Origin of the sequence: Pseudomonas sp. GD04019, from assembly GCF_029837695.1 — a bacterium.
Taxonomy (GTDB): Bacteria; Pseudomonadota; Gammaproteobacteria; order Pseudomonadales; family Pseudomonadaceae; genus Aquipseudomonas.
Window position 1 is genome coordinate 215,668 of record NZ_JAOEEA010000005.1, and the last position, 22,701, is coordinate 238,368.

Below are 22,701 nucleotides of genomic sequence, written 5' to 3' on the forward strand. Positions count from 1 at the left end.
GAGCTGTGACTGAACGATGGGTTTTGAGCAACTAGCTGAGCTACGTGACCGCCTGCGGGCTGAAAAAGAGCAGGTGAAAACCGATAGCGAGAAGCCGCGCAAGCGGAAGTCCTCCCAGCCAACCAAGCCTCGTGAGCAGGATCCTGCGGTGGAGGCGATCTGGCGACTGCAGATGCACTTCCCGCTGGCCTTCCCGGTCAATCCGGCGCCCAAGGTTCCGCTCAAGGAGGGCATCCTCAAGGATGCCGAGCAACATCTGGAGCTGCTCGGCATATCCGCCGAACAACTCAAGCTGGGCCTGGCCACCTGGTGCCGGGGCAGCCGATACTGGACCAGCATGACGGAGAACGCGCCACGCCTGGACTTGAACGGTCAGGCAGTTGGCGTAGTGACGGCGACCCAGGCGCAGCATGCGAAGCAGCAGGCCAAGCGGCAGCGCATACAAGCCCGACGTGCCCAGGCAAAGCCGAAAGAGCCTGCCCAGGCCCCCGCCGCCGACACCGTGGTGGAGCAGACCGCGGACTAAAGCTACTCGCGCTCGACAGCGAGTCGCCCTAATCAAACCAGCCGCTGGCAAGCAGTGCGAATGACTGCTTGCCGGCGCGAGAGGTGATTGGAGGGGCTACCTCTCACAAGCGAGCGCGTTCGGCCAGAAGCAGCCTTTGGAGAAGAAAATCTCCTTTTGAAGTCGTAGGGGGGCTTGCTACCCAATCGGGCTAGCTGGCCGGTTGGGCCGCTCAGACCAGCCTTGCGCCGCCGTCGATATTCAATGTGGCGCCGTTCATAAAGCCGTTGCTCATCAGGAAAACAGTGGCAGCGCCTGCCTCTGTTGCGGTGCCTAGACGATGCAGCGGCAGCGACTGCTCCAGCGCCGCCACGAACGCATCACGTCCATCGCCCAGTGCTTTGCTGAAAATGGGGGTATTGATCGGACCGGGTGACAACGTGTTGACCCGAATCGGCGCCAACTCCAGGGCGAGGCCCCGCGCCAGCGCCTCCATGGCAGCGGATGCTGCAGCCAACACCGCGCTGCCGTGGGCATTGGGGCGCTCCGACAACATTCCGGAGATAAAGGTGATGGAGCCGTCTTTCGCCAGGCGTTCGCCAAGGGCTCGTATGGCATGCACCGAAGCCCACATACGTTCCTCGAAGGCCCCGCGCAGGTGGTCAATCTCGACATCCAGTACCTTGCCCACCACGTACGTGCCGGCCAGCAGAACCAGGTGGTCGACGTGCGGCATATCTGCCAAGGCAGCGTAGATGGCTTGGCTATCGGTTACGTCGGCTGCGCGCCAGGCATCTAGGCCGTGGTTGCGCGCGGCCTGCTCGGCACGGGTGGCATCGGAGCCGATGACGGTCACGTGTGCGCCGGCGGCCTTGGCTTGAATGGCTGCGGCCAAGCCGATCCCGGAAGTACCCCCGAAGATCACCACGGTACGGCCATGCAGATTGCTGGGAAAAGCTTGGTTGAGAGCAGGTGTAGCAGTCATGGACCATCTCCTTGAACGCCTGGATGGCGTCAATGGGAGAAAGGTTAAAGACCGGAGCAAAGATTGATAATTAGGGTTCAAGTCGCTTTACTGATGCCATGAAGGAACAAATAGGGTTGGACCGCCTTACCGGTCTCATCGCCTTTGCCCGCGCCGCGTCCCTGGGCAGCTATACCGCCGCAGCCCGAGACTTGTCTGTCTCACCGTCAGCTATCAGCAAAAGTGTGCAGCGCCTTGAACAGCACTTCCAACTCAAGCTATTCAGCCGGACTACCCGCTCGCTCACCCTGACGCCGGAAGGGCGGGATTTGTACGAGCGGGCACTGCGCATTTTGCGCGAGGTGGAAGATATCGATCAGGCCGCTGTTGCCTCTCGGGCCGAGCCGTCCGGCACATTGAAGGTCACCGCGCCGCCTCCTATCGGCCTGAACATCTTGGCGCCGGCCATTCCTAGGTTTCGCGAGCGGTATCCCAAGCTCGCCATCGACCTGCGCCTGGGCGACCAGTTTTCGGACATCATCGAGCAAGGCATCGATGTTGCCGTACGCGTGGGCAACCTGGCGGATTCGCGGCTGATCTCGAAAACTCTGGGGCCTCATCGGATAGCCGCTTTTGCTTCACCGGCCTACCTGGCCAGGCGTGGCACGCCGCTGCAACTCAGCGATCTGGCGCACCACGACTGCGTGAACTTTCGTTATCAAAGTTCCGGCCAAGCATTGCGCTGGCCGTTCAGCGTTGACGGGAAAGTGGTCGAGTGGGTGCCGGACTCAGGCGTAGTCATCGATGCGAGCGATGCCGTTGCCGCAGTGGTTGCAGCGGGTGGCGGAATAGGCATTTCGCCCACTTATGTAGCGGCGCCCTATGTGGCTCGTGGGGAATTAACACCGCTGTTTCCCGAGTGCGCCGTGGACCGGTCTTCCATCACAGCGTTATGGCCGGAAAGCCGACGAGGCAGCCCCAATGTTAAAGCGTTTGTGGGTTTTCTCGGGGAGCTTTTCCCGAGCCCCACTGCCTGGGACGAGATAGTGCTAAATGCTTAAATCTATGTTCCGAGCCGGTTTCAGCCTGCCTCCAGCAGCAGCTCCCGGCTAGATGCAGCCGCTGTTTGGACTGAAGCCTACCTGCCGCGTGTAGCGCTATTTGCGGCATTGCTGGTATTTATTACCGATGTCATCAGTCGAGATTGGCAAGGCTGCGGTGTGCAGCACGCGGCAGGTGCGAGCGAGAGTCGAATCGAGGGGGCAACGTGGGCAACTTCCACATTCTGGTGACCGTGCTTTCGATGATCCTGGGCTTGTCCATAACCAGGGTTCTGTTGGGCGCCATGACCGTTTTCAGGATTCGCCGCGTGGCGCGGCCAGATTGGGTCGCACTGGCGTGGGCGGTCGTGCTCTTCCTGTTCCAACTGCAGTTCTGGTGGGCCCTAAACGATCTCCCCACGTTCAAGAATGCCTTTTCGTTCGTCGAGTTCCTGCTTCTGGTCTGCCTGGCACTATCGCTGTTTAGCGCGGCGGCCTTGATATTGCCAAGCCGCAGCGAAGACGAGGCCGATGGCCTGCAAGTCTACTTTGAGCAGGACGGGCGCTTTGCCCTGTTGGCGATCTGCGCTTACCTGGGGTTGGGAAGTGCGACCAATATCCTGTTCTTCAATTCCTCACCATTCCAGCTCTGGGGCGCGTTGGATCTGTTCATGTTCGCAGTACCGTTGGCCGCATTCTTCGCACGCTCTCGCCGCTTCTACGCACCACTTACCTTGATCTATTTACCCTTGGCGCTGCTCGATATCGCTGTTTCATTGGGCGTGTAAAACAGTTCCAGCGTGCGGCCGCTACGGACGCTTCTGGCCGACGACCATTCAACCCGCTGCGCCTGGCGCCCCGTGAGATCGACAGTCTGAATCTGCCTATGCTGGGCCGATCCAGGCTCAGCCGGCCTGCGCCCATTGCCGCCAGTGCAATGCACCTTCACGCCAGCGGCAGCCTGCCCAGTGCGCTCTTACACCTGACGGAGGGTTGCGTGATGCCGTAATCGAGCTAGCCCGGCAGCTCGATGATGAAGCGCGTCCAGCCATCCGCCGACTCGCAGCGGATGTTGCCGCCGTGGGCCTGGACGATGGAGCGGGCGATGGCCAGGCCCAGGCCGGCGTGCTCGGCGCCACCCTCGCGGCGCGCCGGGTCGGCACGGTAGAAGCGGTCGAACAGGCGCTCGCGCAGATCAAAGGGAATTGCCGCGCCCTGGTTGGCCACCTCGATGCGCGTCGGCGTGGCGCTCAGGCGCAGCGCGCCGCCGCTCGGGGTGAAGCGCAGGGCGTTGTCGATCAGGTTGGACAGGGCGCGGCGCAGCAGCAGGCGGTCCGCCGTCAGCGTGCCCTCGGCCTCGATCTGGATACTCACCCCGGCATCCTCGGCCAGCGGCGCGAAGTAGTCGGCCAGGGCCGCCAGCTCGTTCTCCAGCGCCAGCGGCTCGCGGCGGGTCTGCAGCAGGCCGTTGTCGGCTTTGGCCAGCAGGAGCATGTCGCCGACCATCTGCGCCAGGTGCTGCAGCTCCTCCAGGTTGGAGTGCAAGGCCTCGCGGTAGTCCGCCAGCTCGCGGGGTTGGCCGAGGGTGACCTGGGTCTGGGTCAGCAGGTTGGACAGCGGCGTGCGCAGCTCGTGGGCGATATCGGCGGAGAAGGCTGAGAGGCGGGCGAAGGCGTCTTCCAGGCGCGCCAGCATGGCGTTGAAGGCCTCGCCCAGCTCGCGCAGCTCGGCGGGAATGCCCGCCAGCGGCAGGCGCGCGGTCAGCGACTGGGCCGAGACCTGCCGCGCCACCGCCGTCATCTGCCGCAACGGACGCAGTCCGCGACGCGCCACCCAGGCGCCGAGCAGCGCGGTGGCCAGCGCCGAGAGGCCGACGCAGAGCCAGATCAGCCGCTGCAAGCGGGCCAGGAAGTGCTGGTGGTGGGTGATGTCCAGCAGCAGGCTGAGGCGCAGGTCGCCGTCCAGACGCTTTTCGATCACGCGAAAATCGGTGCCCTGGTGCTGCCAGCGACCGATCTGCTCGTCGCCCTGCGGCAGGTGGGCCAGTAGCGGCTGGCTGGTGAACCACAGCTGGCGGTCCGCGCTCTGGATGCGCAGGGCCAGCTCGGGGTGGCGCTGCAGTTCCTGCTCCAGCTGCGGGCGGCGCGTGGCCAGGGTTTCGCTGTCCATCACGCCCTGCAGCAGCTCGGTGAACACCGCCAGCTTGCCCTGCAGCTGCTGCCGGTCCAGCTCGACGAAGTGCGCCTCGCTGGCGCGGCTGAACAGCGTGCCGGCGACCAGCGCCACGGCGGCGGCGCAGGCGGCGAAGAGCAGGGCGAGGCGATTGGCGAGGGACATCAGGCGCGCGCCTCCAGCACATAGCCCATGCCGCGCACCGTATGGATCAGCGGCGTGGCGAAGCCCTCGTCGACCTTGGTGCGCAGGCGGCGGATGGCGACCTCGATGACGTTGGTGTCGCTGTCGAAATTCATGTCCCACACCTGCGAGGCGATCAGCGACTTAGGCAGCACCTCGCCCTGGCGGCGCAGCAGCAGTTCGAGCAGGGCGAACTCCTTGGCGGTCAACTCGATGCGCTTGCCGGCACGCTCGGCGCGGCGGCGCAGCAGGTCGAGGGACAGGTCGGCCAGCTGCAGCTGATGTTCTTGCGGCGTGCTGCTGCCACGCCGCAACAGCGTGCGCACCCGCGCCAGCAGCTCGGTGAAGGCGAAGGGCTTGACCAGGTAATCGTCGGCGCCGGCTTCCAGGCCGCGCACCCGGTCCTCGACCGCGTCGCGGGCGGTGAGGAACAGCACCGGCACGCCGAGGCCCGCTGCACGCACGTTGGCGAGAATCTGCCAGCCGTCACGGCCGGGCAGCATCACGTCGAGGATCAGCAGGTCGAAGTCGCCGGTCAGCGCCAGGTGCTCGCCGCCCAGGCCGTCCTGGGCCAGCTCCACGGCGAAGCCGGCCTCGCGCAGGCCCTGGCGCAAGTAGTGGCCGGTCTTGGGTTCGTCTTCGACGATAAGCAGCTTCATTGCAGGACTCACGGCAGTGACAGTCGGCTTTATACGCCAAGCCGGAGGAGGGCGGGGCGAAGCTGACAGAGATGTAATCTTCGCGTCAGCTTAGCGCCAGCGGCGGCTCCCTAGAGTGGCGACAAACCACGATGGAGTTTGACCATGTCCGCACGCATTTTCCTGCCGCTGCTCTGCGCCTTCAGCCTGCCGGCCTTGGCCGATGGCGGCCACTTCGCCTTCGGCCAGCCGGCCGCGGCGGCCAAGGCCGACCGTATTGTCGAGATAGTGCTGGGCGATATGTACTACGAGCCGGCCGCCGTGCAGGTCAAGGCCGGCGAGACGGTGCGCTTCGTGCTGAAGAACGAAGGCGGCCTGCTCCACGAATTCAGCCTGGGCGACGCCGCCCAGCATGCCGAGCACCAGAAGCAGATGCTGATGATGCAGCAGATGGGCATGCTCGGAGAGAACGGTATCCAGTCCATGGACCATTCGAAGATGGGCCACGACATGGCTGGCATGGATCACGGCCAGATGAGCCATGACGACCCGAATACGGTGCTGATCCCCGCGGGCAAGAGCGCCGAGCTGACCTGGACCTTCGCCAAGGCCACCGGCCTGGAGTTCGCCTGCAACCTGCCGGGGCATTACCAGGCCGGCATGGTCGGCAAGCTGGACGTGCAACCGTGAGGCGCCTGCTGTTCTGCGCGCTGCTGGGCTTGAGCCTGGGCGCCCAGGCCGGGCGCTACGAGCTGGTGATCGACGAGGGCGAAGTGCGCTTCAGCGACGGCAGCCGCCCGGCGCTGACCATCAACGGCCAGAGCCCGGCGCCGGAGCTGCGCTTCCAGGAGGGCGAGGAAGTGGAGATCGCCGTCACCAACAGGCTCGAGCGCATGACCGCGCTGCACTGGCACGGCATCATCCTGCCCTACACCCAGGACGGCGTGCCGGGCATCAGCTTCCCCGGCATCGCACCCGGCGAGACCTTCACCTACCGCTTCACCCTCAACCAGTCCGGCACCTACTGGTACCACGCCCACGCCGACTTCCAGGAGCAGGAAGGCCTGTACGGGCCGCTGGTCATCGAACCCAAGGTGCGCGAGCCATACCGCTACGACCGCGAGTACACCGTGCTGCTGTTCGACTGGCAGGACGAGAAGCCCGAGCGCACCCTGGCCAACCTGAAGAAGCAGGCCGACTACTACAACGACCAGCAACAGACGGTGGGCGATTTCTTCCGCGATGTGGCTCGCGATGGTCTGTCCACCACGCTCAAGGATCGCTGGGACTGGGGCAGCATGCGCATGGCCAAGACCGACATCGCCGATGTCGGCGGCTTCCGCTTCCTGGTCAACGGCCGCGACGCCGAGCAGAACTGGACGGCGCTGTTCAAGCCGGGCGAGCGGGTGCGCCTGCGCATCATCAATGGCGCGGGCATGAGCTATTTCGATCTGCGCATCCCCGGCCTGCCGCTGACCGTGGTACAGGCCGACGGCAACGATGTGCAGCCGGTGGTGGTCGACCAGCTGCGCCTGGCGGTGGCGGAGACCTACGACGTGATCGTCCAGCCCAGCGAAGACAAGGCCTATGCCCTGGTCGCCGAATCCATGGACCGCCGCGGCCAGGCCCTGGCCACCCTGGCGCCGCGCCCGGGCATGCGCGCCGAGGCGCCACCTCTGCGCGCGCCGCGCCTGCTGAGCATGGCCGACATGGGCATGAGCCATGATATGGCGGGGATGGACCATGGCGCGATGGCGGGCATGGATCACTCGCAGATGGCCGGAATGGACCACTCGGCCATAACGACTGTCGGCAACCCGGACTACGCCGCGGGGAGTGGCGTCGCTCCCGAGCCGGTCGACGGTGGGCGCGTGCTGGTCTACGGCGACCTCAAGGCCATGCGCCCGGCCGCCGGCTATCGCGCGCCGGACCGCACCATCGAGCTGAAACTGACCGGCAACATGGAGCGCTACTTCTGGTCGTTCGACGGAGTGAAGTACTCCGAGGCCGAACCGATTCGCCTCAAGTACGGCGAGCGGGTGCGCTTCCGCTTCGTCAACCAGACCATGGTGAACCACCCCATGCACCTGCACGGCATGTGGATGCAGCTGGACAAGGGCAACGGTCGCTTCAACCCGCTCAAGCATGTGGTCAACGTGGCGCCCGGGCAGAGCCTGGAGGTGGACGTGCCGGTGGATGCCATGGGCGAGTGGGCCTTCCACTGTCACCTGATCTACCACATGGCCAGCGGCATGTTCCGCAAGATCGTGGTGGAGGCTCCGGACGGCAGCGCCCAGCCGTTCTACAGCGAACAGCCGGCCGCCAAGGAGAACGAACATGCGCACCACTAATCTCCTGCTTGGCCTGCTCTTGAGCACCCCGGCGCTGGCCATGGAGCAACATATGGACGCCATGCCGGTAGCCAAGCTGGCCGTCGACCACCTGGAGCAGCGTTTCGACGGCGACGACCAGGCCCTGGCCTGGGAACTGGAGGCCACCTACGGTAACGACTTGCACAAGGCGGTACTGAAGAGCAGTGGCGAACGGGGCGAGGGCGGGCCGACCGATTCCAGCGAGACCCAGCTGCTGTATCGACGCATGGCTTCCGAGTTCTTCGATTGGCAGGCCGGCCTGCGCCATGACGACCAGCCGGGGCCGGCACGCAGTCATGCGGTGCTCGGCCTCAAGGGCCTGGCGCCGCAGTGGGTCGAGCTGGACGCCAACCTGTTCCTCAGCGAGCGCGGCGACGCTTCATTGCGCGTGGAGGCCGAATACGAGCTGCTGCTGAGTCAACGCTGGGCCTTGGAGCCCAAGCTGGAATACGACCTGGCGCTGGACGACGACCGCGACCTGGGCATCGGCGCCGGTGGCAGCACCCTGGAGGCCGGGCTGCGTCTGCATTACCGGGTCAGCCCGCAGTTCTCGCCCTATGTCGGCTATGTCTGGGAGAAGACCTATGGCCGCTCGGGCGACTGGCTGCGTGCCGAGGGCGAGCATGACGAGGAGGGCGCCTGGGTGCTGGGCCTGCGGTTCTGGTTGTAAAGGGGAAAACCCCGACCCGTTTGTAGCCCGGATGCAATCCGGGAGCGGAGTTGCCTGCTTCCCGGATTGCATCCGGGCTACGGGTGACGAGAGGGTGGCGGGCATGGGGTACAATGCTCGCCGTTTTTCCGCTTTCCAGGCCGCCGTCATGCAGCATCCCGCCGAACACTCGCCGCTGGGCAAGTCCAGCGAATATGTTTCCCAGTACGCCCCCGAGCTGCTGTTCCCCATCTCCCGCACCACCAAGTGGGCCGAGCTGGGGCTGACGGCCAGCACCTTGCCGTATCAGGGCGTGGACTACTGGAACTGCTACGAGCTGTCCTGGCTGACTCCTTCCGGCAAGCCGGTGGTGGCCATCGGCGAGTTCGCCATCCCGGCCGACTCACCGAACATCATCGAGTCCAAGTCGTTCAAGCTCTACCTCAACTCGCTGAACCAGAGCGCCTACGCCAGCCAGGCCGAGGTCGAGCAGGTGCTGGCGCGCGATCTGTCAGCCTGTGCCGGTGCGCCGGTGACGGTGCGTGTGCGCGGCCTGGACGAGGTGGCCGTCGAGGGTGTGGCCGCGCTGCCGGGGCGCTGCGTCGACGAGCTGGAGATCGTGGTCAGCGACTACGCCCATCCACGTCCGGAGCTGTTGCGCTGCAGCGACGAGGTGGTGGAAGAGGTGCTGTACAGCCACCTCCTGAAATCCAACTGCCCGGTCACCGGCCAGCCGGACTGGGGCACGCTGGTGATCGACTACCGTGGCCCACGCCTGAATGCGGCGAGCCTGCTGGCCTACGTGGTGAGCTTCCGCCAGCACCAGGACTTCCACGAGCAGTGCGTGGAGCGGGTATTCCTCGATCTGCGGCGACTGCTCAAACCAGAGAAGCTGACGGTTTATGCGCGCTATGTGCGTCGTGGCGGGCTGGACATCAATCCCTACCGCAGCACCGAGGCGATCGCGCCAGACAACCGCCGACTGGTGCGCCAGTAACGAAAAAGCCCGCGAATGCGGGCTTTTTGTTTTCCGGGCTGGCTAGATGCCCATATTGGCCAGGCTCTGCAGGATATTGCGCAGGGTGCCGGTGAGGGTCGGGTGCTGGCTCTCGAAGCGCTCCACCGCCAGGTTGACGCCGTCCACCAGGGTGGCGTCGGGGTCGCTGGCCAGTTCCTGGGCCAACTTCAGGTCGATCTCCTGCATCAGTTCGAGCAGCGCGGCACGGTCATCCGCGTCCAGCGGGCCCTCGACGGCGAGTTCCTCGCGCAGTTGCTGGAAGTGGTGCTGCAGGCGTGCGGACATGGTCGTCTCCTTCTTGGCTACCGCAGAGTGGACCCGGTCTTTCGTTCCGGGTTCGCTGCATCTGCTTGAAGGTTAATCCAGGGTGCCGGTGCCTGCCTGATCCAGGGCAAGTTTTGGGTGTCAGGGTTTTTCGCCCTTGTTGCGGCGCACGGCCAGGTCGCGCAGGCAGGCCGGCAACTCGCCGGGGTGGTCGATCACCGAGTGCGCGCCGAGGCGGTAGAGCTCCAGGGTGGCCTGGGCGCGCAGCTTTTCGCGCTCGGCGGCGCTCAGGGCCTGCCAGTCGCCCAGGGCCAGGCCGCACAGCGAGCCGCAGGTGGCCAGGCCGATGCACCACAGCCCGGCATTCAGCCCGGCCTGGAGCAGACGCGGCTCGCTGGCGATCAATACGCAGCCGTCCAGGCGCTCCACCCGCAACTGGCCGAGCGCCTGCCAGATGGCATCCGGCGCCGGCCAGGGGCGCGCGTCGCTGGGAGTGGCGGCGACCATCGTCTGGGGCAGGGCGTTGGATAGCTGGCGGGTCACCTCGGTGGGCAGCTCATCCAGCCAGGCATGCGCCAGGCGTTGGTTGTGCAGGCGCTGCAGCAGCTCGGCCACGCCCGGCAGCGCTTCCGCGCGCTCGGCGGCGCTGGCGAGCAGGGCGGACAGCAGTCTGGGATCCCGGGGATCGGTAAGGCCGCTGTGTTGCAGGGCAATCGGCAGGGTGCGGGCGCCGTGGTCGACCAGGCAGCCGGTCAGGCCGAAGAGCAGGGCGGTGAACTGTGGTTCAGGCATGGCGGCTCGCTTCCCGACGGATTCGGGGCAGGGTAGCGAGCGCCTGTGACGTTCCCGTGACGGCTTATGCGCCCAGCACTTGGCGCACGTCGTCCGGCACGGCGACCGAGGCGTTGCTGCCGTGGTCGATCCACACCAGTTTGCAGTAGCCCTCGCCGTAGCACGTCTGTGGGTCTTCCAGCGTACTCAGGCGATGTTCCACCACCAGGCTGCTACGTCCCACGGCACCGGCGTACAGCTCGACCACCAGGGTGGCCGGGTGCACCACGGGTTTCAGGTAGGTGTGCAGGGTTTGTAGCACCACCGGGCCCTGTGGGGCGTGATCGATATCGATACCGATGCTGGCGAACCAGTCCACCCGCGCTTCCTGGACGTATTCCAGGTAGACGGTGTTGTTGACGTGGCCATAGTTGTCCATGTCGCCCCAACGCACGGGGATATGGGCGGTATGGATGAGACGTTTATCCGACATGCTGGAGTCCGCTATGCTGCTGCCATACGAGGCGGCGAAGTTTATACTGCGCGGCCTAAACGGATTCTGGGTCGGCCGCGGGCCGCCACACTACTCACGCAATGGGGAGACTGCAAATGCGAATGATCGCGTGGCTCGATCGTCTGGGCCGCCTGTGCGCTTGCGCCGCGCTGGCCGTACTGCCGCTGGCGGCGCAGGCCGCGGAGGAGGACCCTTGGGAAGGTTTCAACCGCCCGATCTTCCGCTTCAACGATACCCTCGACACCTATGCGCTGAAGCCCGTCGCCAAGGGCTACCAGGCGGTGACCCCGCAGTTCTTCGAGGATGGCGTGCACAACGTGTTCCGCAACATCGGCGACGTGACCAACCTGGCCAACGACCTGTTGCAGGGCAAGGTGCATGACGCCGGCGTCGATGGCAGCCGCCTGATCTTCAACACCACCTTCGGTCTGCTCGGCTTCTTCGACGTGGCCAGCGAGATGGGCCTGCAGCGCAACGACGAGGACTTTGGACAGACTCTCGGAGCCTGGGGGCTGGACAGCGGCCCATACCTGGTGCTGCCGCTGCTCGGCCCGAGCACCCTGCGTGACGCCCCGGCCAAGATTCCGGACAGCTACCTCGGCCCGTATCCGTACATCGACCACGTGCCGACCCGCAACGTCACCCGTGCGGTCAATGTGATCGACACCCGTGCCAGCCTGCTGTCGGCGGAGAAGATGGTCAGCGGCGACAAGTACATCTTCATCCGCAACGCCTACCTGCAGAACCGCGAGTTCCGCGTCAAGGACGGCGAGGTGGTGGACGACTTCTGAGTCGCTTCACACCATGAAAAAAGGCGGCCCCTGGGCCGCCTTTTTCGTTTCCGTCACCGAACTCAGCTCATCGACAGGATGGCCAGCCCGATGGAGGTTCGACCGTTTTCCAGGGGGATGATGCGCACCACTTCGGTCTGGGCCTCCAGGCCCTTGAGTTCACTGTGATCGGAAGGAATATGTACTTTCACCTGATCACCCATGGCGACCTGGCAGTTGGCCTCTACCTGCATGCCGGTGCTAGACAGGTCGAGACATTGGGCCGGAATTTCTTTGCCGGCGTGGTGAAGGATGACCGGGGTTTCCAGTCGCATGCGGATGAAGTCACGTTTCTCGCTGTAGGCACGATCATTCTGGCTCATGGACCCTATCCTCTTGTTGTAAAGACGCTCCCCGAGGGTCTTATAACCCCCGTCGATTTGAGGTGTAAAGGCACCCGGCGACAATCGGCAGGCTGCTTGAATCGCCTGGCGGATGGGAGTACCGTCTGCGCCGTGAATCGTCCGAGTACAGGTGTTTTCCCTGGTTTCGGACACCAAATTCAATTTCTCTCCGGCGTCTTTTGCCTGGATGGCCCATGCATAAAACCAGCGCCAAGCTGCTGATTATCGATGATGACGAGGTAGTGCGAGCGAGCCTTGCGGCCTACCTCGACGACAGCGGTTTCCAGGTCCTGCAGGCCGGAAACGGGCTGCAAGGGCTGGAAGTGTTCGAACGCGAACAGCCCGACGTGATCATCTGCGACCTGCGCATGCCGCAGATCGACGGCCTCGAGCTGATTCGCCGGATCAATGTGCTCAACAGCGAAATCCCGGTCATCGTCGTCTCCGGTGCCGGGGTGATGAGTGATGCGGTCGAGGCCCTGCGCCTGGGCGCCGCCGATTACCTGATCAAGCCGCTGGAAGACCTGGCCGTACTCGAGCACTCGATCCGCCGTGCCCTGGATCGCTCCCAGCTGCGCCTGGAGAACCAGCGCTACCGCGAGAAGCTGGAAGCCGCCAACCGCGAGCTGCAGGCCAGCCTGCACCTGTTGCAGGAAGACCAGAACGCCGGGCGCCAGGTGCAGATGAACATGCTGCCGGTGACACCCTGGCAGGTGGATGGCCTGGAGTTTGCCCACCAGATCATTCCGTCGCTGTACCTGTCCGGTGATTTCGTCGACTACTTCCGCGTCGACGAGCGCCGCGTAGCCTTCTACCTGGCCGACGTCTCTGGCCATGGCGCGTCCTCGGCCTTCGTCACCGTACTGCTCAAGTTCATGACCACGCGCCTGCTCTACGAGTGGCGGCGCAATGGCATCCTGCCGGAGTTCAAACCATCCGATGTGCTCGGGCACATCAACCGCGGCCTGATCAACTGCAAGCTGGGCAAGCACGTGACCATGCTCGGCGGCGTGATCGACGAGGAAAGTGGCACGCTGACCTATAGCATTGGTGGCCATTTGCCCCTGCCGGTGCTGTACAGCGAGGGTGAGGCGCGCTATCTGGAAGGCCGCGGTCTGCCGGTGGGGTTGTTCGAGGAAGCCACCTACAGCGATCTGGTCATGCAACTGCCGCAGTCTTTCAGTCTGAGCCTGATGTCCGACGGCATTCTGGACCTTTTGCCCGGCGATACGCTCAAAGAAAAGGAAGCCGCGCTGCCCAGACTGGTCAGCGAGGCTGGAGGCACTCTCGACGGGTTGCGCCAAGTGTTCGGGCTGGCCAATCTGCGTGATATGCCGGATGATATTGCCTTGCTGGTGTTGAGCAGGAACCTTGCATGAATCCTGGGAATAGCCCCGGTAGGATCCAGTTCGCCGAGCAGGACGGTACCTTCGTCCTGAAGTTCGTCGGTGAAGTCCGCCTGACCTTGTGTTCGGCGCTGGATGCAACGATCGAGAAAATCTTCACGGCGCTGAATTTTTCGGCGATCGTCATTGATCTGACGGAAACCCGCAGCATCGATAGCACTACTCTTGGCTTGCTGGCCAAGCTTTCCATCCTGTCCCGGCAAAAGGTCGGCTTGCTGCCCACCGTGGTCACTACCCACGAGGACATTACGCGCCTGCTGCAGTCGATGGGCTTCGATCAGGTATTCAATATCGTCGACCGCCCGATTCCCTGCCCGGAGTGTCTGAGCGACCTGCCATCGCAGGACCAGTCGGAAGAGGTGGTCAAGGCCAAGGTGCTGGAAGCGCATCGAATCCTTATGGGGCTTAACGATTCCAACCGCGAGGCCTTCCATGACCTGGTGAATGCGCTGGAACGCAGCTGAGCATTCACTGAGGCCATAAAAAGGGCGATCTCCGCAGGGAGATCGCCCTTTTTCGTTGTCGCCGAGTCAGCGCCGCGCGGCGAGCAGCGCCTCCAGTTTTTCCTGGTCGCGGGCGAACAGGCGGATGCCTTCGGCCAGCTTCTCGGTGGCCATGGCGTCTTCGTTCATGGCCCAGCGGAAGCCTTTCTCGTCCAGTGGCTGGCGTGCTTCGCCGGTGCCGGGAGTAAGGATGCGCGGCAGCTCGCCCTGGTCGTCGGCCAGCTGTTGCAGCAGCTCCGGGCTGATGGTCAGGCGGTCGCAGCCGGCCAACTGCTCGATCTGCCCCAGGTTGCGGAAGCTGGCGCCCATCACCACGGTCGGATAGCCGTTGGCCTTGTAGTACTGGTAGATGCGCGAGACGGACTTCACGCCGGGGTCCTCGGCGCCGACGAAGTCGCGGCCCTCGGCCTTCTTGTACCAGTCGTAGATGCGGCCGACGAAGGGCGAAATCAGGAACACACCGGCATCGGCGCAGGCCGCGGCCTGGGCGAAGGAGAACAGCAGGGTCAGGTTGGTCTGGATGCCGGCCTTTTCCAGCTGTTCCGCGGCGCGGATGCCTTCCCAGGTCGAGGCGATCTTGATCAGCACTCGCTCGCGGCCGATGCCGGCCTGCTCATACAGGCCGATGATGCGTTCGGCGCGGCGCAGGGTGGCCTGGGTGTCGAAGGACAGTCGCGCATCCACCTCGGTGGAGATACGCCCCGGGATCACCTTGAGGATCTCCTGGCCGACGGCCACGCCGAAGCGGTCACAGGCCAGGCCTAGGTCGCCGCCGCAGCCGCCGACTGCCTGATCCAGTAGCTCGGCGTAGCGGGGCAGTGCCGCAGCCTTGAGCAAGAGCGAAGGGTTGGTGGTGGCATCGACCGGTTTCAGGCGGCTGATGGCGTCGAGATCGCCGGTGTCGGCGACCACGGTGGTGAACTGCTTGAGTTGGTCCAGCTTGGAGGTCATGACGAAGCCCTGTCGTTGCATGACCCCGACCTTACCCGAGCCGAGCGGGCTGCTTCAACGTCTGGCGCGGGCTTTTCAGTGGCCGACGAGCAGTTCTATGGCCTGGTCGAGCAGGGCCAGCGGCTCCTGGGTCTTGTGTACGTCCACCGAGAGCAACTGGCGGAAGCGCCGGGCACCGGCAAAGCCCTGCGCCAGGCCCAGCACATGGCGGGTGATGTGGTGCATGGCGCCGCCTTCTGCAATATGCCGCTCGATATAGGGACGCATGCGGGTCAGCGCCTCGGCGCGGCTGATCACTGGCTTGTCCTGGCCGAACAGCTGCTGGTCGACCTGCGCCAGCAGGTAGGGGTTGTGATAGGCCTCGCGGCCCAGCATCACGCCGTCGAAGGTCTGCAGATGAGCCTGGCATTCCTCTAGGGTCTTGATGCCGCCGTTGAGAATGATCTCCAGCTCGGGGAAGTCCTGCTTGAGCTGCGCCGCCACGTCGTAGCGCAGTGGCGGGATCTCGCGATTCTCCTTGGGCGACAGGCCCTCGAGAATGGCGATGCGTGCATGCACGGTGAAACTGGTGCAGCCGGCTTCGCGTACCGTGTCGACGAAGTCGCACAGCTCGCCATAGCTGTCGCGGCCGTTGATACCGATGCGATGCTTGACCGTCACCGGAATGCTCACCGCATCCTGCATGGCCTTGACGCAGTCGGCCACCAGTTGCGGGTGGCCCATCAGACAGGCGCCGATCATATTGTTCTGCACCCGGTCGCTGGGGCAGCCGACGTTCAGGTTGACCTCGTCGTAGCCATGCTCTTCTGCCATACGGGCGCAGGCCGCCAGGTCGGCCGGATTGCTGCCGCCCAGCTGTAGGGCCAGCGGATGCTCGCACTCGTCGTAGCGCAGGAAGCGCGCGGCATCGTTGTGCAGCAGTGCCCCGATGGTGACCATCTCGGTATACAACAGGGCCTGGCTGGAGAGCTGACGCAGGAAGTAACGGCAGTGGCGATCCGTCCAGTCCATCATCGGGGCCACGGAGAAGCGGCGGGAGGGTTCTGGGCGTTGCGGGGAGATCGACATGGGGCGCTGCGTGAATGTGGAAACGGCCGGCATTCTACCGCAGTTGGCGACAGTCGATCCGGGCGGCTGCTATCCTGAGTATCAGGTTCTCGGTTCGATAGGGAGATGACACTCATGCAAAGCAAATATTGGCTGGCCGCGCTGGCCCTTGGTTTCAGTCTGCAGGCGGCCGCCACCAGTTTCGTGGTGACCACCGACGGTATAGTCAATACGGTCGAAGGGACCAGCGACGTCACCTCGTCCTCTTTCGGTGACGACAAGGTGGTGCGCGAGGCCAAGGATGATGCGGCGAGCTTCGTCGCCAGCCAGGGCGATATTCGGGGCGCTCACCTGGAGGCGGCCTTCCAGCACATTCGTGGCAAGCTGCCGGAGCTGCAGGTGAACGACATGCAACTGGCTCAGGCCATTCTCGCCTTGTGAGCAGATAGCAGAATGAAAAACGGCGCCTTGGGGCGCCGTTTTCGTTTATAGCGAGGTTAGACGCCCAGCTTGTCGCGCAGGCTGTAGTACCAGGCGCCCAAGGCGCTGAACGGTACTTGGAACAGGCGGCCACCCGGGAAGGGGTAGTGTGGCAGGCTGGCGAAGGCGTCGAAGCGCTCGGCCTGGCCGCGCAGGGTTTCCGCCAGCAGCTTGCCGGCCAGGTGGGTGTAGGTCACGCCGTGGCCGCTGCAGCCCTGGGAGTAGTAGATGTTGTCACCGAGGCGACCGACCTGCGGCAGGCGCGACAGGGTCAGCAGGAAGTTGCCGGTCCAGGCGAAGTCGATCTTCACATCCTTCAGTTGCGGGAAGGTCTTGAGCATCTTCGGCCGGATGATCGCCTCGATGTTCGCCGGATCGCGGGCGCCGTAGACCACGCCGCCGCCGAAGATCAGGCGCTTGTCCGCGGTCAGGCGGTAGTAGTCGAGCAGGTAGTTGCAGTCCTCGACGCAGTAGTCCTGCGGCAGCAGGCTCTTGGCCAGCGCGTCGGACAGCGGCTCGGTGGTGATCACCTGGGTGCCGCAGGGCATGGACTTGCTGGCCAGCTCCGGCAGCAGGTTGCCCAGATAGGCGTTGCCGGCCACCACCACGAACTTGGCCTTCACGCGGCCCTCCGGGGTGTGCACCACCGGGTTGGCGCCGCGCTCGACGCGGACCGCCGGGCTCTGCTCATAGATGATGCCGCCGAGGGATTCCACGGCAGCTGCCTCGCCCAGGGCCAGGTTGAGCGGGTGGATATGGCCGCCGCTCATGTCCAGCATGCCGCCGACATAGCTGTCGGTGTCCACCACTTCACGGATGCGCTTCTTGTCCAGCAGCTCCAGCTGGGTGTGGCCGTAGCGCTCCCATAGCTTCTTCTGCGATTCCAGATGCTTCATGTGCTTCGGCGTGTTGGCGGCAAACACGCCGCCATCCTTCAGGTCGCACTGGATGTCGTACTTGGCGATGCGCTCGCGGATGATGCGGCCGCCCTCGAAGGCCATGTCGCCAAGCAGCTTGGCCTGTTTCGGGCCGACGGTGCGCTCGATCACGTCGATATCGCGGCTATAGCTGTTGACGATCTGGCCGCCGTTACGCCCGGAGGCGCCGAAGCCAACCTTGGCGGCCTCGACGATGGTGACCTTGAAGCCATTCTCCAGCAGGAACAGGGCAGTGGAGAGGCCGGTATAGCCGGCGCCGATGATGCAGACATCGGTCTCGGTCTCGCCCTGCAGTGCCGGGCGCTGCGGAACAGGATTGGCCGAGGCGGCGTAATAGGATTGGGGGTAGGGTGTGTGCGCCATATTTGAACCTTTGTTCTTTATTTTTTACGGAATAAGCCGATCCTACCCGAGTCAAAATGCGCCGGCTAGCCTCCGTGCAAAATTTTTAACGCCTGGCTGTGCAGCAAAAAATCCGTTTATTCAGAGGCTTAGCGAAAAAGATGTTGACACTCCGGCGGATCTCCCTAAAATGCGCCTCCATCGCAGGCACATAGCTCAGTTGGTTAGAGCACCACCTTGACATGGTGGGGGTCGTTGGTTCGAGTCCAATTGTGCCTACCAAATCCGAAAGGGGTCGTACATACGACCCCTTTTTTATTGGCTGCTTGTCAGGGCTGCGGCTTTCTGGAAGCATCCGCGATTCGTTTACCTCCAGTGACTGCGGTCTGTCCCGGTTTGCCGCAAGGCTCCTGCCATCGTCTGGCAGGCATATCGCCGGATCGCTTCCTGGCTCATCCCAACCCACGTGACCTTTGGTAGGGGTCACCACTAGGAGAGGAGGCGCCATGCCCATCATTACTCTTCCCGACGGCAGTCAGCGTTCGTTCGATCGTCCCGTTTCCGTGCTCGAGGTGGCCCAGTCCATCGGTGCCGGTCTGGCCAAGGCCACCCTGGCCGGCAAGGTCAACGGCAAGCAGGTAGACGCCTGCGACTTGATCGAAAGCGACGCCACCCTGCAGATTCTCACGCCGAAGGACGAAGAAGGGCTGGAGATCATCCGCCATTCCTGTGCGCACCTGGTCGGTCACGCGGTCAAGCAGCTCTATCCGAACGTCAAGATGGTGATCGGGCCGGTGATCGAGGAAGGCTTCTATTACGACATCGCCAGCGATCGCCCCTTCACGCCGGAAGACATGGCAGCCATCGAAAAGCGCATGGCCGAACTGATCGACAAGGACTATGACGTCATCAAGAAGATGACTCCGCGTGCCGAGGTCATCGAGCTGTTCAGGGCGCGTGGCGAGGAATACAAGCTGCGCCTGATCGACGACATGCCGGACGAGCAGGCCATGGGCCTGTACTTCCACGAAGAATACGTCGACATGTGCCGCGGCCCGCACGTGCCCAACACGCGCTTCCTCAAGTCGTTCAAGCTGACCAAGATTTCCGGTGCCTACTGGCGCGGCGACTCGAAGAACGAGCAGCTGCAGCGTATCTATGGCACCGCCTGGGCGGACAAGAAGCAGCTGGCCGCCTACATCCAGCGTATCGAAGAGGCCGAGAAGCGCGATCATCGTCGCATCGGCAAGCAGCTGGATCTGTTCCACCTGCAGGAAGAAGCCCCGGGCATGGTGTTCTGGCACCCGGCCGGCTGGACCGTCTACCAGGCGCTTGAGCAGTACATGCGCCAGGTGCAGCGCGAGCATGGCTATGTAGAGGTGCGCACCCCGCAGGTGGTCGACCGCATCCTCTGGGAGCGTTCGGGCCATTGGTCGAACTACGCCGAGAACATGTTCACCACCAATTCGGAAAACCGCGACTATGCGGTGAAGCCGATGAACTGCCCGTGCCACGTGCAGATCTTCAACCAGGGCCTGAAGTCCTACCGCGACCTGCCGCTGCGCCTGGCCGAGTTCGGTGCCTGTCACCGCAACGAGCCGTCTGGTGCGCTGCACGGCATCATGCGTGTGCGCGGCTTCACTCAGGACGATGCGCACATCTTCTGCACCGAAGATCAGGTGAAGAAAGAGGCGGCCGACTTCATCAAGCTGACCCTGCAGGTGTATTCCGACTTCGGCTTCTCCGATATCTCGATGAAGCTGTCCACTCGCCCGGCCAAGCGCGTAGGTTCCGACGAGCTGTGGGATCGCGCTGAGACTGCGCTGGCGGATGCGCTGAACGAGTCCGGTCTGGAGTGGGAATACCAGCCGGGCGAGGGTGCCTTCTACGGTCCGAAGATCGAATTCACCCTCAAGGATTGCCTGGGGCGCAACTGGCAGTGCGGCACCTTGCAGTATGATCCGAACCTGCCGGAGCGTCTGGATGCCAGCTATATCGCCGAAGATAACAGCCGTATTCGTCCGGTCATGCTGCATCGCGCCATTCTTGGTTCCTTCGAGCGCTTCATCGGCATGCTGATCGAGCACTACGCTGGTGCCTTCCCGTCCTGGCTGGCTCCAGTCCAGGCGGTGATCATGAATATCACCGACAAGCAGGCCGATTTTGCCCTCGAAGTCGAGAAAACTCTCAACCAAAGCGGGTTCCGTGCCAAGTCCGACTTGAGAAACGAAAAAATCGGCTTTAAAATCCGCGAGCATACTTTGCTCAAGGTTCCCTATCTCCTGGTTATTGGCGACAGGGAAGTTGAGACACGATCCGTTGCTGTGCGTACCCGCGAAGGTGTCGACCTGGGCTCCATGCCTCTGGAACAGTTCGCCGAACAGCTCAAGCAAGCGGTTTCCCGGCGTGGTCGCCAAGATTCGGAGTAATCATTATTAAGCGTGAAATGAGACAGGATAAGCGGGCCGTCCCAAAGGCACCGATCAACGAGAACATCACCGCACGTGAAGTCCGCCTGATTGGCGCGGATGGCGAGCAGATCGGGATTGTTTCGATTGATGAGGCACTGCGCGTGGCTGAAGAAGCCAAGCTGGATCTGGTAGAGATCTCTGCTGACGCAGTCCCGCCAGTTTGCCGCATCATGGACTACGGCAAGCACCTGTTCGAGAAGAAGAAGCAAGCTGCTATTGCGAAGAAGAACCAGCACCAGCAGCAGATTAAAGAAATCAAGTTTCGTCCAGGGACGGAAGAAGGGGATTACCAGGTAAAACTACGCAACCTGGTACGTTTCCTTAATGAAGGGGACAAGGCCAAGGTATCCTTGCGATTCCGTGGTCGTGAGATGGCCCACCAGGAGTTGGGTATGGAGCTGTTGAAGCGGGTCGAAAACGACCTCGCCGAAATCGGCACCGTAGAACAGCATCCTAAGCTGGAGGGACGCCAGCTGATGATGGTCATCGCTCCCAAGAAGCGTAAATAACCTCCCGGGCACTGGCAGGCCTGATGGTTATCAGTTGTTAATGAATGCGGAGTACCAAACATGCCAAAGATGAAAACCAAAAGCGGCGCGGCTAAGCGTTTCCTGAAAACTGCTGCCGGCTACAAGCACAAGCACGCTTTCAAGAGCCACATCCTGACCAAAATGTCCACCAAGCGTAAGCGTCAACTTCGCGGTAGCGAACTGATGCATCCGTCGGACAAGGCAAAAGTCGAGCGCATGCTGCGCGTTCGTTAATTCGGTCAAGATACTTTAGAGGTAATTACTCATGGCTCGTGTTAAGCGTGGCGTTATCGCTCGTGCTCGTCACAAAAAAATCCTGAAACTCGCCAAAGGCTACTACGGCGCGCGTTCGCGCGTGTTCCGCGTTGCCAAGCAGGCTGTGATCAAGGCAGGCCAATACGCCTACCGTGACCGCCGTCAGCGCAAGCGTCAGTTCCGCGCTCTGTGGATCGCTCGTATCAACGCTGGTGCTCGCGTCAACGGTCTGTCCTACAGCCGTCTGATCGCTGGCCTGAAAAAAGCGTCGATCGAAATCGACCGCAAGGTTCTGGCCGATCTGGCAGTGAACGAAAAAGCGGCGTTTGCTGCGATTGTCGAGAAAGCTAAGGCCGTTCTGGCTTAAGTCCCCCGACAATCACCGGGTTCGCCCGGTGGCAACGTCAAAGATAGGGGAAGAGCCTTCAAGCTCTTCCCCTATTTCGTATCTGGAGTCCGTACATGGAAAACCTGGATGCATTGGTCTCGCAAGCGCTTGAGGCCGTGCAAAACACCGCAGACGTGAACACCCTGGAACAGCTCCGGGTTCAGTATCTCGGCAAGAAGGGCGAATTGACCGCCCTGATGCAGACCCTGGGCAAGCTATCGGCCGAAGAGCGTCCGCAGGCTGGCGCCTTGATCAACGCTGCCAAGAATCAGGTTCAGGACGCCCTGAACGCCCGCAAATCCGTGCTTGAGCAGGCCCTGCTCGCCGAGAAGCTGGCCTCCGAGCGTATCGACGTAACCCTGCCTGGCCGCGGCCAGGCCTCCGGTGGCCTGCATCCGGTCACCCGTACCCTCGAGCGTGTCGAGCAGTTCTTTACCCATATCGGCTACAACGTGGCCGAGGGTCCGGAAGTCGAAGACGACTACCACAACTTCGAGGCGCTCAACATCCCCGGCCACCACCCGGCGCGGGCGATGCACGACACCTTCTATTTCAACGCGAACATGCTGCTACGTACCCACACCTCGCCGGTACAGGTGCGCACCATGGAATCGCAGCAGCCGCCGATCCGCATCGTCTGCCCCGGTCGCGTGTATCGCTGCGACTCCGATATCACCCACTCGCCGATGTTCCACCAGGTCGAAGGCCTGCTGATCGACGAGGGCATCAGCTTCGCCGACCTCAAGGGTACCATCGAGGAGTTCCTCCGCGTGTTCTTCGAGAAGCCGCTGGGCGTGCGTTTCCGTCCGTCCTTCTTCCCCTTCACCGAACCATCGGCCGAAGTCGACATGCAGTGCGTGATGTGCTCCGGCAAGGGCTGCCGCGTGTGCAAGCAGACCGGCTGGCTGGAAGTGATGGGCTGCGGCATGGTGCATCCGAACGTTCTGCGCATGTCTGGCATCGATCCGGAGAAGTACTCCGGCTTCGCCTTCGGCATGGGCGTCGAGCGCCTGGCCATGCTGCGTTATGGCGTCAATGACCTGCGCCTGTTCTTCGATAACGACCTGCGGTTCCTGGCGCAATTCCGCTAGGCCGCATGACCCGTATCGAATTCGCTTAAGGAGAA

At 63.2% G+C, this 22,701-nt stretch carries 26 protein-coding genes and 1 tRNA gene; 17 read left to right on the forward strand and 10 right to left on the reverse strand.

Going from position 1 to position 22,701, the window contains the following annotated elements:
• Nucleotides 1-16: 16 nt before the first annotated feature.
• A complete protein-coding gene (locus N7607_RS10350; RefSeq protein ID WP_279866929.1) occupies nucleotides 17-526 on the forward strand; it encodes a ProQ/FinO family protein in 510 nt (169 codons plus the stop codon).
• 211 nt (nucleotides 527-737) lie between these two features.
• Here N7607_RS10350 and N7607_RS10355 read toward each other — a convergent pair whose 3' ends face one another.
• Complete coding sequence (locus tag N7607_RS10355) at nucleotides 738-1,490, reverse strand: SDR family oxidoreductase (RefSeq protein WP_279866927.1); 753 nt, start codon at nucleotides 1,488-1,490, stop codon at nucleotides 738-740.
• A gap of 98 nt (nucleotides 1,491-1,588) precedes the next feature.
• Between N7607_RS10355 and N7607_RS10360 the strand changes: the two genes are divergently transcribed.
• Nucleotides 1,589-2,530 carry a LysR family transcriptional regulator gene (locus tag N7607_RS10360; protein WP_347881170.1) on the forward strand — a complete coding sequence of 314 codons (942 nt, stop codon included), beginning with the start codon at nucleotides 1,589-1,591 and terminating at the stop codon, nucleotides 2,528-2,530.
• A gap of 206 nt (nucleotides 2,531-2,736) precedes the next feature.
• Complete coding sequence (locus N7607_RS10365) at nucleotides 2,737-3,297, forward strand: hypothetical protein (RefSeq protein WP_279866925.1); 561 nt, start codon at nucleotides 2,737-2,739, stop codon at nucleotides 3,295-3,297.
• 226 nt (nucleotides 3,298-3,523) lie between these two features.
• Here N7607_RS10365 and N7607_RS10370 read toward each other — a convergent pair whose 3' ends face one another.
• Nucleotides 3,524-4,846 carry a heavy metal sensor histidine kinase gene (locus N7607_RS10370; RefSeq protein ID WP_279866923.1) on the reverse strand — a complete coding sequence of 441 codons (1,323 nt, stop codon included), beginning with the start codon at nucleotides 4,844-4,846 and terminating at the stop codon, nucleotides 3,524-3,526.
• Entirely contained in the window at nucleotides 4,846-5,523 is a 678-nt protein-coding gene (locus N7607_RS10375; RefSeq protein WP_279866922.1) for a heavy metal response regulator transcription factor, read from the reverse strand. Before N7607_RS10375 ends, N7607_RS10370 begins: the two co-directional genes overlap by 1 nt.
• 144 nt (nucleotides 5,524-5,667) lie before the next feature.
• On the opposite strand from N7607_RS10375, the gene N7607_RS10380 reads away from it, so the two are divergent.
• The 4 genes from N7607_RS10380 to queF all read left to right on the forward strand — a co-directional run bounded on the left by N7607_RS10380 (nucleotide 5,668) and on the right by queF (nucleotide 9,520).
• Nucleotides 5,668-6,192 (forward strand): plastocyanin/azurin family copper-binding protein, encoded by a 525-nt coding sequence (locus N7607_RS10380; RefSeq protein ID WP_279866921.1) that lies wholly within the window; start codon nucleotides 5,668-5,670, stop codon nucleotides 6,190-6,192.
• Entirely contained in the window at nucleotides 6,189-7,853 is a 1,665-nt protein-coding gene (locus tag N7607_RS10385) for a copper resistance system multicopper oxidase (protein WP_279866920.1), read from the forward strand. Before N7607_RS10380 ends, N7607_RS10385 begins: the two co-directional genes overlap by 4 nt.
• On the forward strand, nucleotides 7,840-8,544 hold the full coding sequence (locus N7607_RS10390) for a copper resistance protein B (protein WP_279866918.1): 705 nt from the start codon (nucleotides 7,840-7,842) through the stop codon (nucleotides 8,542-8,544). Before N7607_RS10385 ends, N7607_RS10390 begins: the two co-directional genes overlap by 14 nt.
• Before the next feature lie 148 nt (nucleotides 8,545-8,692).
• Nucleotides 8,693-9,520 (forward strand): NADPH-dependent 7-cyano-7-deazaguanine reductase QueF, encoded by an 828-nt coding sequence (gene queF / locus N7607_RS10395; RefSeq protein WP_279866970.1) that lies wholly within the window; start codon nucleotides 8,693-8,695, stop codon nucleotides 9,518-9,520.
• 42 nt (nucleotides 9,521-9,562) lie between these two features.
• Here queF and N7607_RS10400 read toward each other — a convergent pair whose 3' ends face one another.
• The 3 genes from N7607_RS10400 to N7607_RS10410 all read right to left on the reverse strand — a co-directional run bounded on the left by N7607_RS10400 (nucleotide 9,563) and on the right by N7607_RS10410 (nucleotide 11,069).
• Nucleotides 9,563-9,826, reverse strand: a complete 264-nt coding sequence (locus N7607_RS10400) for a DUF4404 family protein (RefSeq protein ID WP_279866916.1) — start codon at nucleotides 9,824-9,826, stop codon at nucleotides 9,563-9,565.
• 120 nt (nucleotides 9,827-9,946) lie between these two features.
• Complete coding sequence (locus N7607_RS10405; protein ID WP_279866914.1) at nucleotides 9,947-10,597, reverse strand: HAD family phosphatase; 651 nt, start codon at nucleotides 10,595-10,597, stop codon at nucleotides 9,947-9,949.
• Nucleotides 10,598-10,661: 64 nt separating this feature from the next.
• A complete protein-coding gene (locus tag N7607_RS10410) occupies nucleotides 10,662-11,069 on the reverse strand; it encodes a thioesterase family protein (protein WP_279866912.1) in 408 nt (135 codons plus the stop codon).
• 116 nt (nucleotides 11,070-11,185) lie between these two features.
• On the opposite strand from N7607_RS10410, the gene N7607_RS10415 reads away from it, so the two are divergent.
• Entirely contained in the window at nucleotides 11,186-11,881 is a 696-nt protein-coding gene (locus tag N7607_RS10415) for a VacJ family lipoprotein (protein WP_279866910.1), read from the forward strand.
• 62 nt (nucleotides 11,882-11,943) lie between these two features.
• On the opposite strand, the gene N7607_RS10420 is transcribed toward N7607_RS10415, so the two are convergent.
• Entirely contained in the window at nucleotides 11,944-12,243 is a 300-nt protein-coding gene (locus N7607_RS10420) for a PilZ domain-containing protein (RefSeq protein ID WP_279866908.1), read from the reverse strand.
• A 215-nt stretch (nucleotides 12,244-12,458) separates the two neighbouring features.
• On the opposite strand from N7607_RS10420, the gene rssB reads away from it, so the two are divergent.
• Both rssB and rssC read left to right on the forward strand, forming a co-directional pair.
• Entirely contained in the window at nucleotides 12,459-13,643 is a 1,185-nt protein-coding gene (rssB, locus tag N7607_RS10425) for a two-component system response regulator RssB (protein WP_279866906.1), read from the forward strand.
• Nucleotides 13,640-14,134 (forward strand): anti-sigma factor antagonist RssC, encoded by a 495-nt coding sequence (gene rssC / locus N7607_RS10430; RefSeq protein ID WP_279866905.1) that lies wholly within the window; start codon nucleotides 13,640-13,642, stop codon nucleotides 14,132-14,134. The genes rssB and rssC overlap by 4 nt, the downstream gene beginning before the upstream one ends.
• A 66-nt stretch (nucleotides 14,135-14,200) precedes the next feature.
• Here rssC and tal read toward each other — a convergent pair whose 3' ends face one another.
• Both tal and dusA read right to left on the reverse strand, forming a co-directional pair.
• Entirely contained in the window at nucleotides 14,201-15,124 is a 924-nt protein-coding gene (gene tal, locus N7607_RS10435) for a transaldolase (protein WP_279866969.1), read from the reverse strand.
• A 75-nt stretch (nucleotides 15,125-15,199) separates the two neighbouring features.
• The gene (dusA, locus tag N7607_RS10440) at nucleotides 15,200-16,192 is read right to left on the reverse strand and encodes a tRNA dihydrouridine(20/20a) synthase DusA (protein WP_279866904.1); all 993 of its coding nucleotides are present in this window, start codon (nucleotides 16,190-16,192) and stop codon (nucleotides 15,200-15,202) included.
• Between the two features lie 114 nt (nucleotides 16,193-16,306).
• Between dusA and N7607_RS10445 the strand changes: the two genes are divergently transcribed.
• The gene (locus N7607_RS10445; RefSeq protein ID WP_279866903.1) at nucleotides 16,307-16,612 is read left to right on the forward strand and encodes a DUF2388 domain-containing protein; all 306 of its coding nucleotides are present in this window, start codon (nucleotides 16,307-16,309) and stop codon (nucleotides 16,610-16,612) included.
• A gap of 56 nt (nucleotides 16,613-16,668) precedes the next feature.
• Here N7607_RS10445 and N7607_RS10450 read toward each other — a convergent pair whose 3' ends face one another.
• Nucleotides 16,669-17,952: an FAD-binding oxidoreductase gene (locus tag N7607_RS10450; protein ID WP_279866902.1), complete on the reverse strand. Its 1,284-nt coding sequence runs from the start codon at nucleotides 17,950-17,952 to the stop codon at nucleotides 16,669-16,671.
• A gap of 184 nt (nucleotides 17,953-18,136) precedes the next feature.
• Between N7607_RS10450 and N7607_RS10455 the strand changes: the two genes are divergently transcribed.
• The 6 genes from N7607_RS10455 (at nucleotide 18,137) to pheS (ending at nucleotide 22,666) form a co-directional block, all read left to right on the forward strand.
• Nucleotides 18,137-18,213: transfer RNA gene (locus tag N7607_RS10455), tRNA-Val, on the forward strand.
• Between the two features lie 224 nt (nucleotides 18,214-18,437).
• Nucleotides 18,438-20,360 carry a threonine--tRNA ligase gene (gene thrS, locus N7607_RS10460; protein WP_279866901.1) on the forward strand — a complete coding sequence of 641 codons (1,923 nt, stop codon included), beginning with the start codon at nucleotides 18,438-18,440 and terminating at the stop codon, nucleotides 20,358-20,360.
• Nucleotides 20,360-20,911 carry a translation initiation factor IF-3 gene (gene infC / locus N7607_RS10465; RefSeq protein WP_279866968.1) on the forward strand — a complete coding sequence of 184 codons (552 nt, stop codon included), beginning with the start codon at nucleotides 20,360-20,362 and terminating at the stop codon, nucleotides 20,909-20,911. The genes thrS and infC overlap by 1 nt, the downstream gene beginning before the upstream one ends.
• A 60-nt stretch (nucleotides 20,912-20,971) precedes the next feature.
• Nucleotides 20,972-21,166, forward strand: a complete 195-nt coding sequence (rpmI, locus tag N7607_RS10470) for a 50S ribosomal protein L35 (protein WP_021701550.1) — start codon at nucleotides 20,972-20,974, stop codon at nucleotides 21,164-21,166.
• Nucleotides 21,167-21,197: 31 nt separating this feature from the next.
• Nucleotides 21,198-21,554: a 50S ribosomal protein L20 gene (rplT, locus tag N7607_RS10475; RefSeq protein WP_003243409.1), complete on the forward strand. Its 357-nt coding sequence runs from the start codon at nucleotides 21,198-21,200 to the stop codon at nucleotides 21,552-21,554.
• A 95-nt stretch (nucleotides 21,555-21,649) separates the two neighbouring features.
• Nucleotides 21,650-22,666 carry a phenylalanine--tRNA ligase subunit alpha gene (gene pheS / locus N7607_RS10480; protein ID WP_192400437.1) on the forward strand — a complete coding sequence of 339 codons (1,017 nt, stop codon included), beginning with the start codon at nucleotides 21,650-21,652 and terminating at the stop codon, nucleotides 22,664-22,666.
• Nucleotides 22,667-22,701 lie beyond the last annotated feature (35 nt).

Coding starts and splice junctions, on each gene's coding strand:
- N7607_RS10350 (WP_279866929.1), top strand. CDS start 17: ATGGGTTTTGAGCAACTAGCTGAGCTACGTGACCGCCTGCGGGCTGAA.
- N7607_RS10355 (WP_279866927.1), bottom strand. CDS start 1,490: ATGACTGCTACACCTGCTCTCAACCAAGCTTTTCCCAGCAATCTGCAT.
- N7607_RS10360 (WP_347881170.1), top strand. CDS start 1,589: ATGAAGGAACAAATAGGGTTGGACCGCCTTACCGGTCTCATCGCCTTT.
- N7607_RS10370 (WP_279866923.1), bottom strand. CDS start 4,846: ATGTCCCTCGCCAATCGCCTCGCCCTGCTCTTCGCCGCCTGCGCCGCC.
- N7607_RS10375 (WP_279866922.1), bottom strand. CDS start 5,523: ATGAAGCTGCTTATCGTCGAAGACGAACCCAAGACCGGCCACTACTTG.
- N7607_RS10380 (WP_279866921.1), top strand. CDS start 5,668: ATGTCCGCACGCATTTTCCTGCCGCTGCTCTGCGCCTTCAGCCTGCCG.
- N7607_RS10390 (WP_279866918.1), top strand. CDS start 7,840: ATGCGCACCACTAATCTCCTGCTTGGCCTGCTCTTGAGCACCCCGGCG.
- queF (WP_279866970.1), top strand. CDS start 8,693: ATGCAGCATCCCGCCGAACACTCGCCGCTGGGCAAGTCCAGCGAATAT.
- N7607_RS10400 (WP_279866916.1), bottom strand. CDS start 9,826: ATGTCCGCACGCCTGCAGCACCACTTCCAGCAACTGCGCGAGGAACTC.
- N7607_RS10405 (WP_279866914.1), bottom strand. CDS start 10,597: ATGCCTGAACCACAGTTCACCGCCCTGCTCTTCGGCCTGACCGGCTGC.
- N7607_RS10410 (WP_279866912.1), bottom strand. CDS start 11,069: ATGTCGGATAAACGTCTCATCCATACCGCCCATATCCCCGTGCGTTGG.
- N7607_RS10415 (WP_279866910.1), top strand. CDS start 11,186: ATGCGAATGATCGCGTGGCTCGATCGTCTGGGCCGCCTGTGCGCTTGC.
- N7607_RS10420 (WP_279866908.1), bottom strand. CDS start 12,243: ATGAGCCAGAATGATCGTGCCTACAGCGAGAAACGTGACTTCATCCGC.
- rssB (WP_279866906.1), top strand. CDS start 12,459: ATGCATAAAACCAGCGCCAAGCTGCTGATTATCGATGATGACGAGGTA.
- rssC (WP_279866905.1), top strand. CDS start 13,640: ATGAATCCTGGGAATAGCCCCGGTAGGATCCAGTTCGCCGAGCAGGAC.
- tal (WP_279866969.1), bottom strand. CDS start 15,124: ATGACCTCCAAGCTGGACCAACTCAAGCAGTTCACCACCGTGGTCGCC.
- dusA (WP_279866904.1), bottom strand. CDS start 16,192: ATGTCGATCTCCCCGCAACGCCCAGAACCCTCCCGCCGCTTCTCCGTG.
- N7607_RS10445 (WP_279866903.1), top strand. CDS start 16,307: ATGCAAAGCAAATATTGGCTGGCCGCGCTGGCCCTTGGTTTCAGTCTG.
- N7607_RS10450 (WP_279866902.1), bottom strand. CDS start 17,952: ATGGCGCACACACCCTACCCCCAATCCTATTACGCCGCCTCGGCCAAT.
- thrS (WP_279866901.1), top strand. CDS start 18,438: ATGCCCATCATTACTCTTCCCGACGGCAGTCAGCGTTCGTTCGATCGT.
- rpmI (WP_021701550.1), top strand. CDS start 20,972: ATGCCAAAGATGAAAACCAAAAGCGGCGCGGCTAAGCGTTTCCTGAAA.
- rplT (WP_003243409.1), top strand. CDS start 21,198: ATGGCTCGTGTTAAGCGTGGCGTTATCGCTCGTGCTCGTCACAAAAAA.
- pheS (WP_192400437.1), top strand. CDS start 21,650: ATGGAAAACCTGGATGCATTGGTCTCGCAAGCGCTTGAGGCCGTGCAA.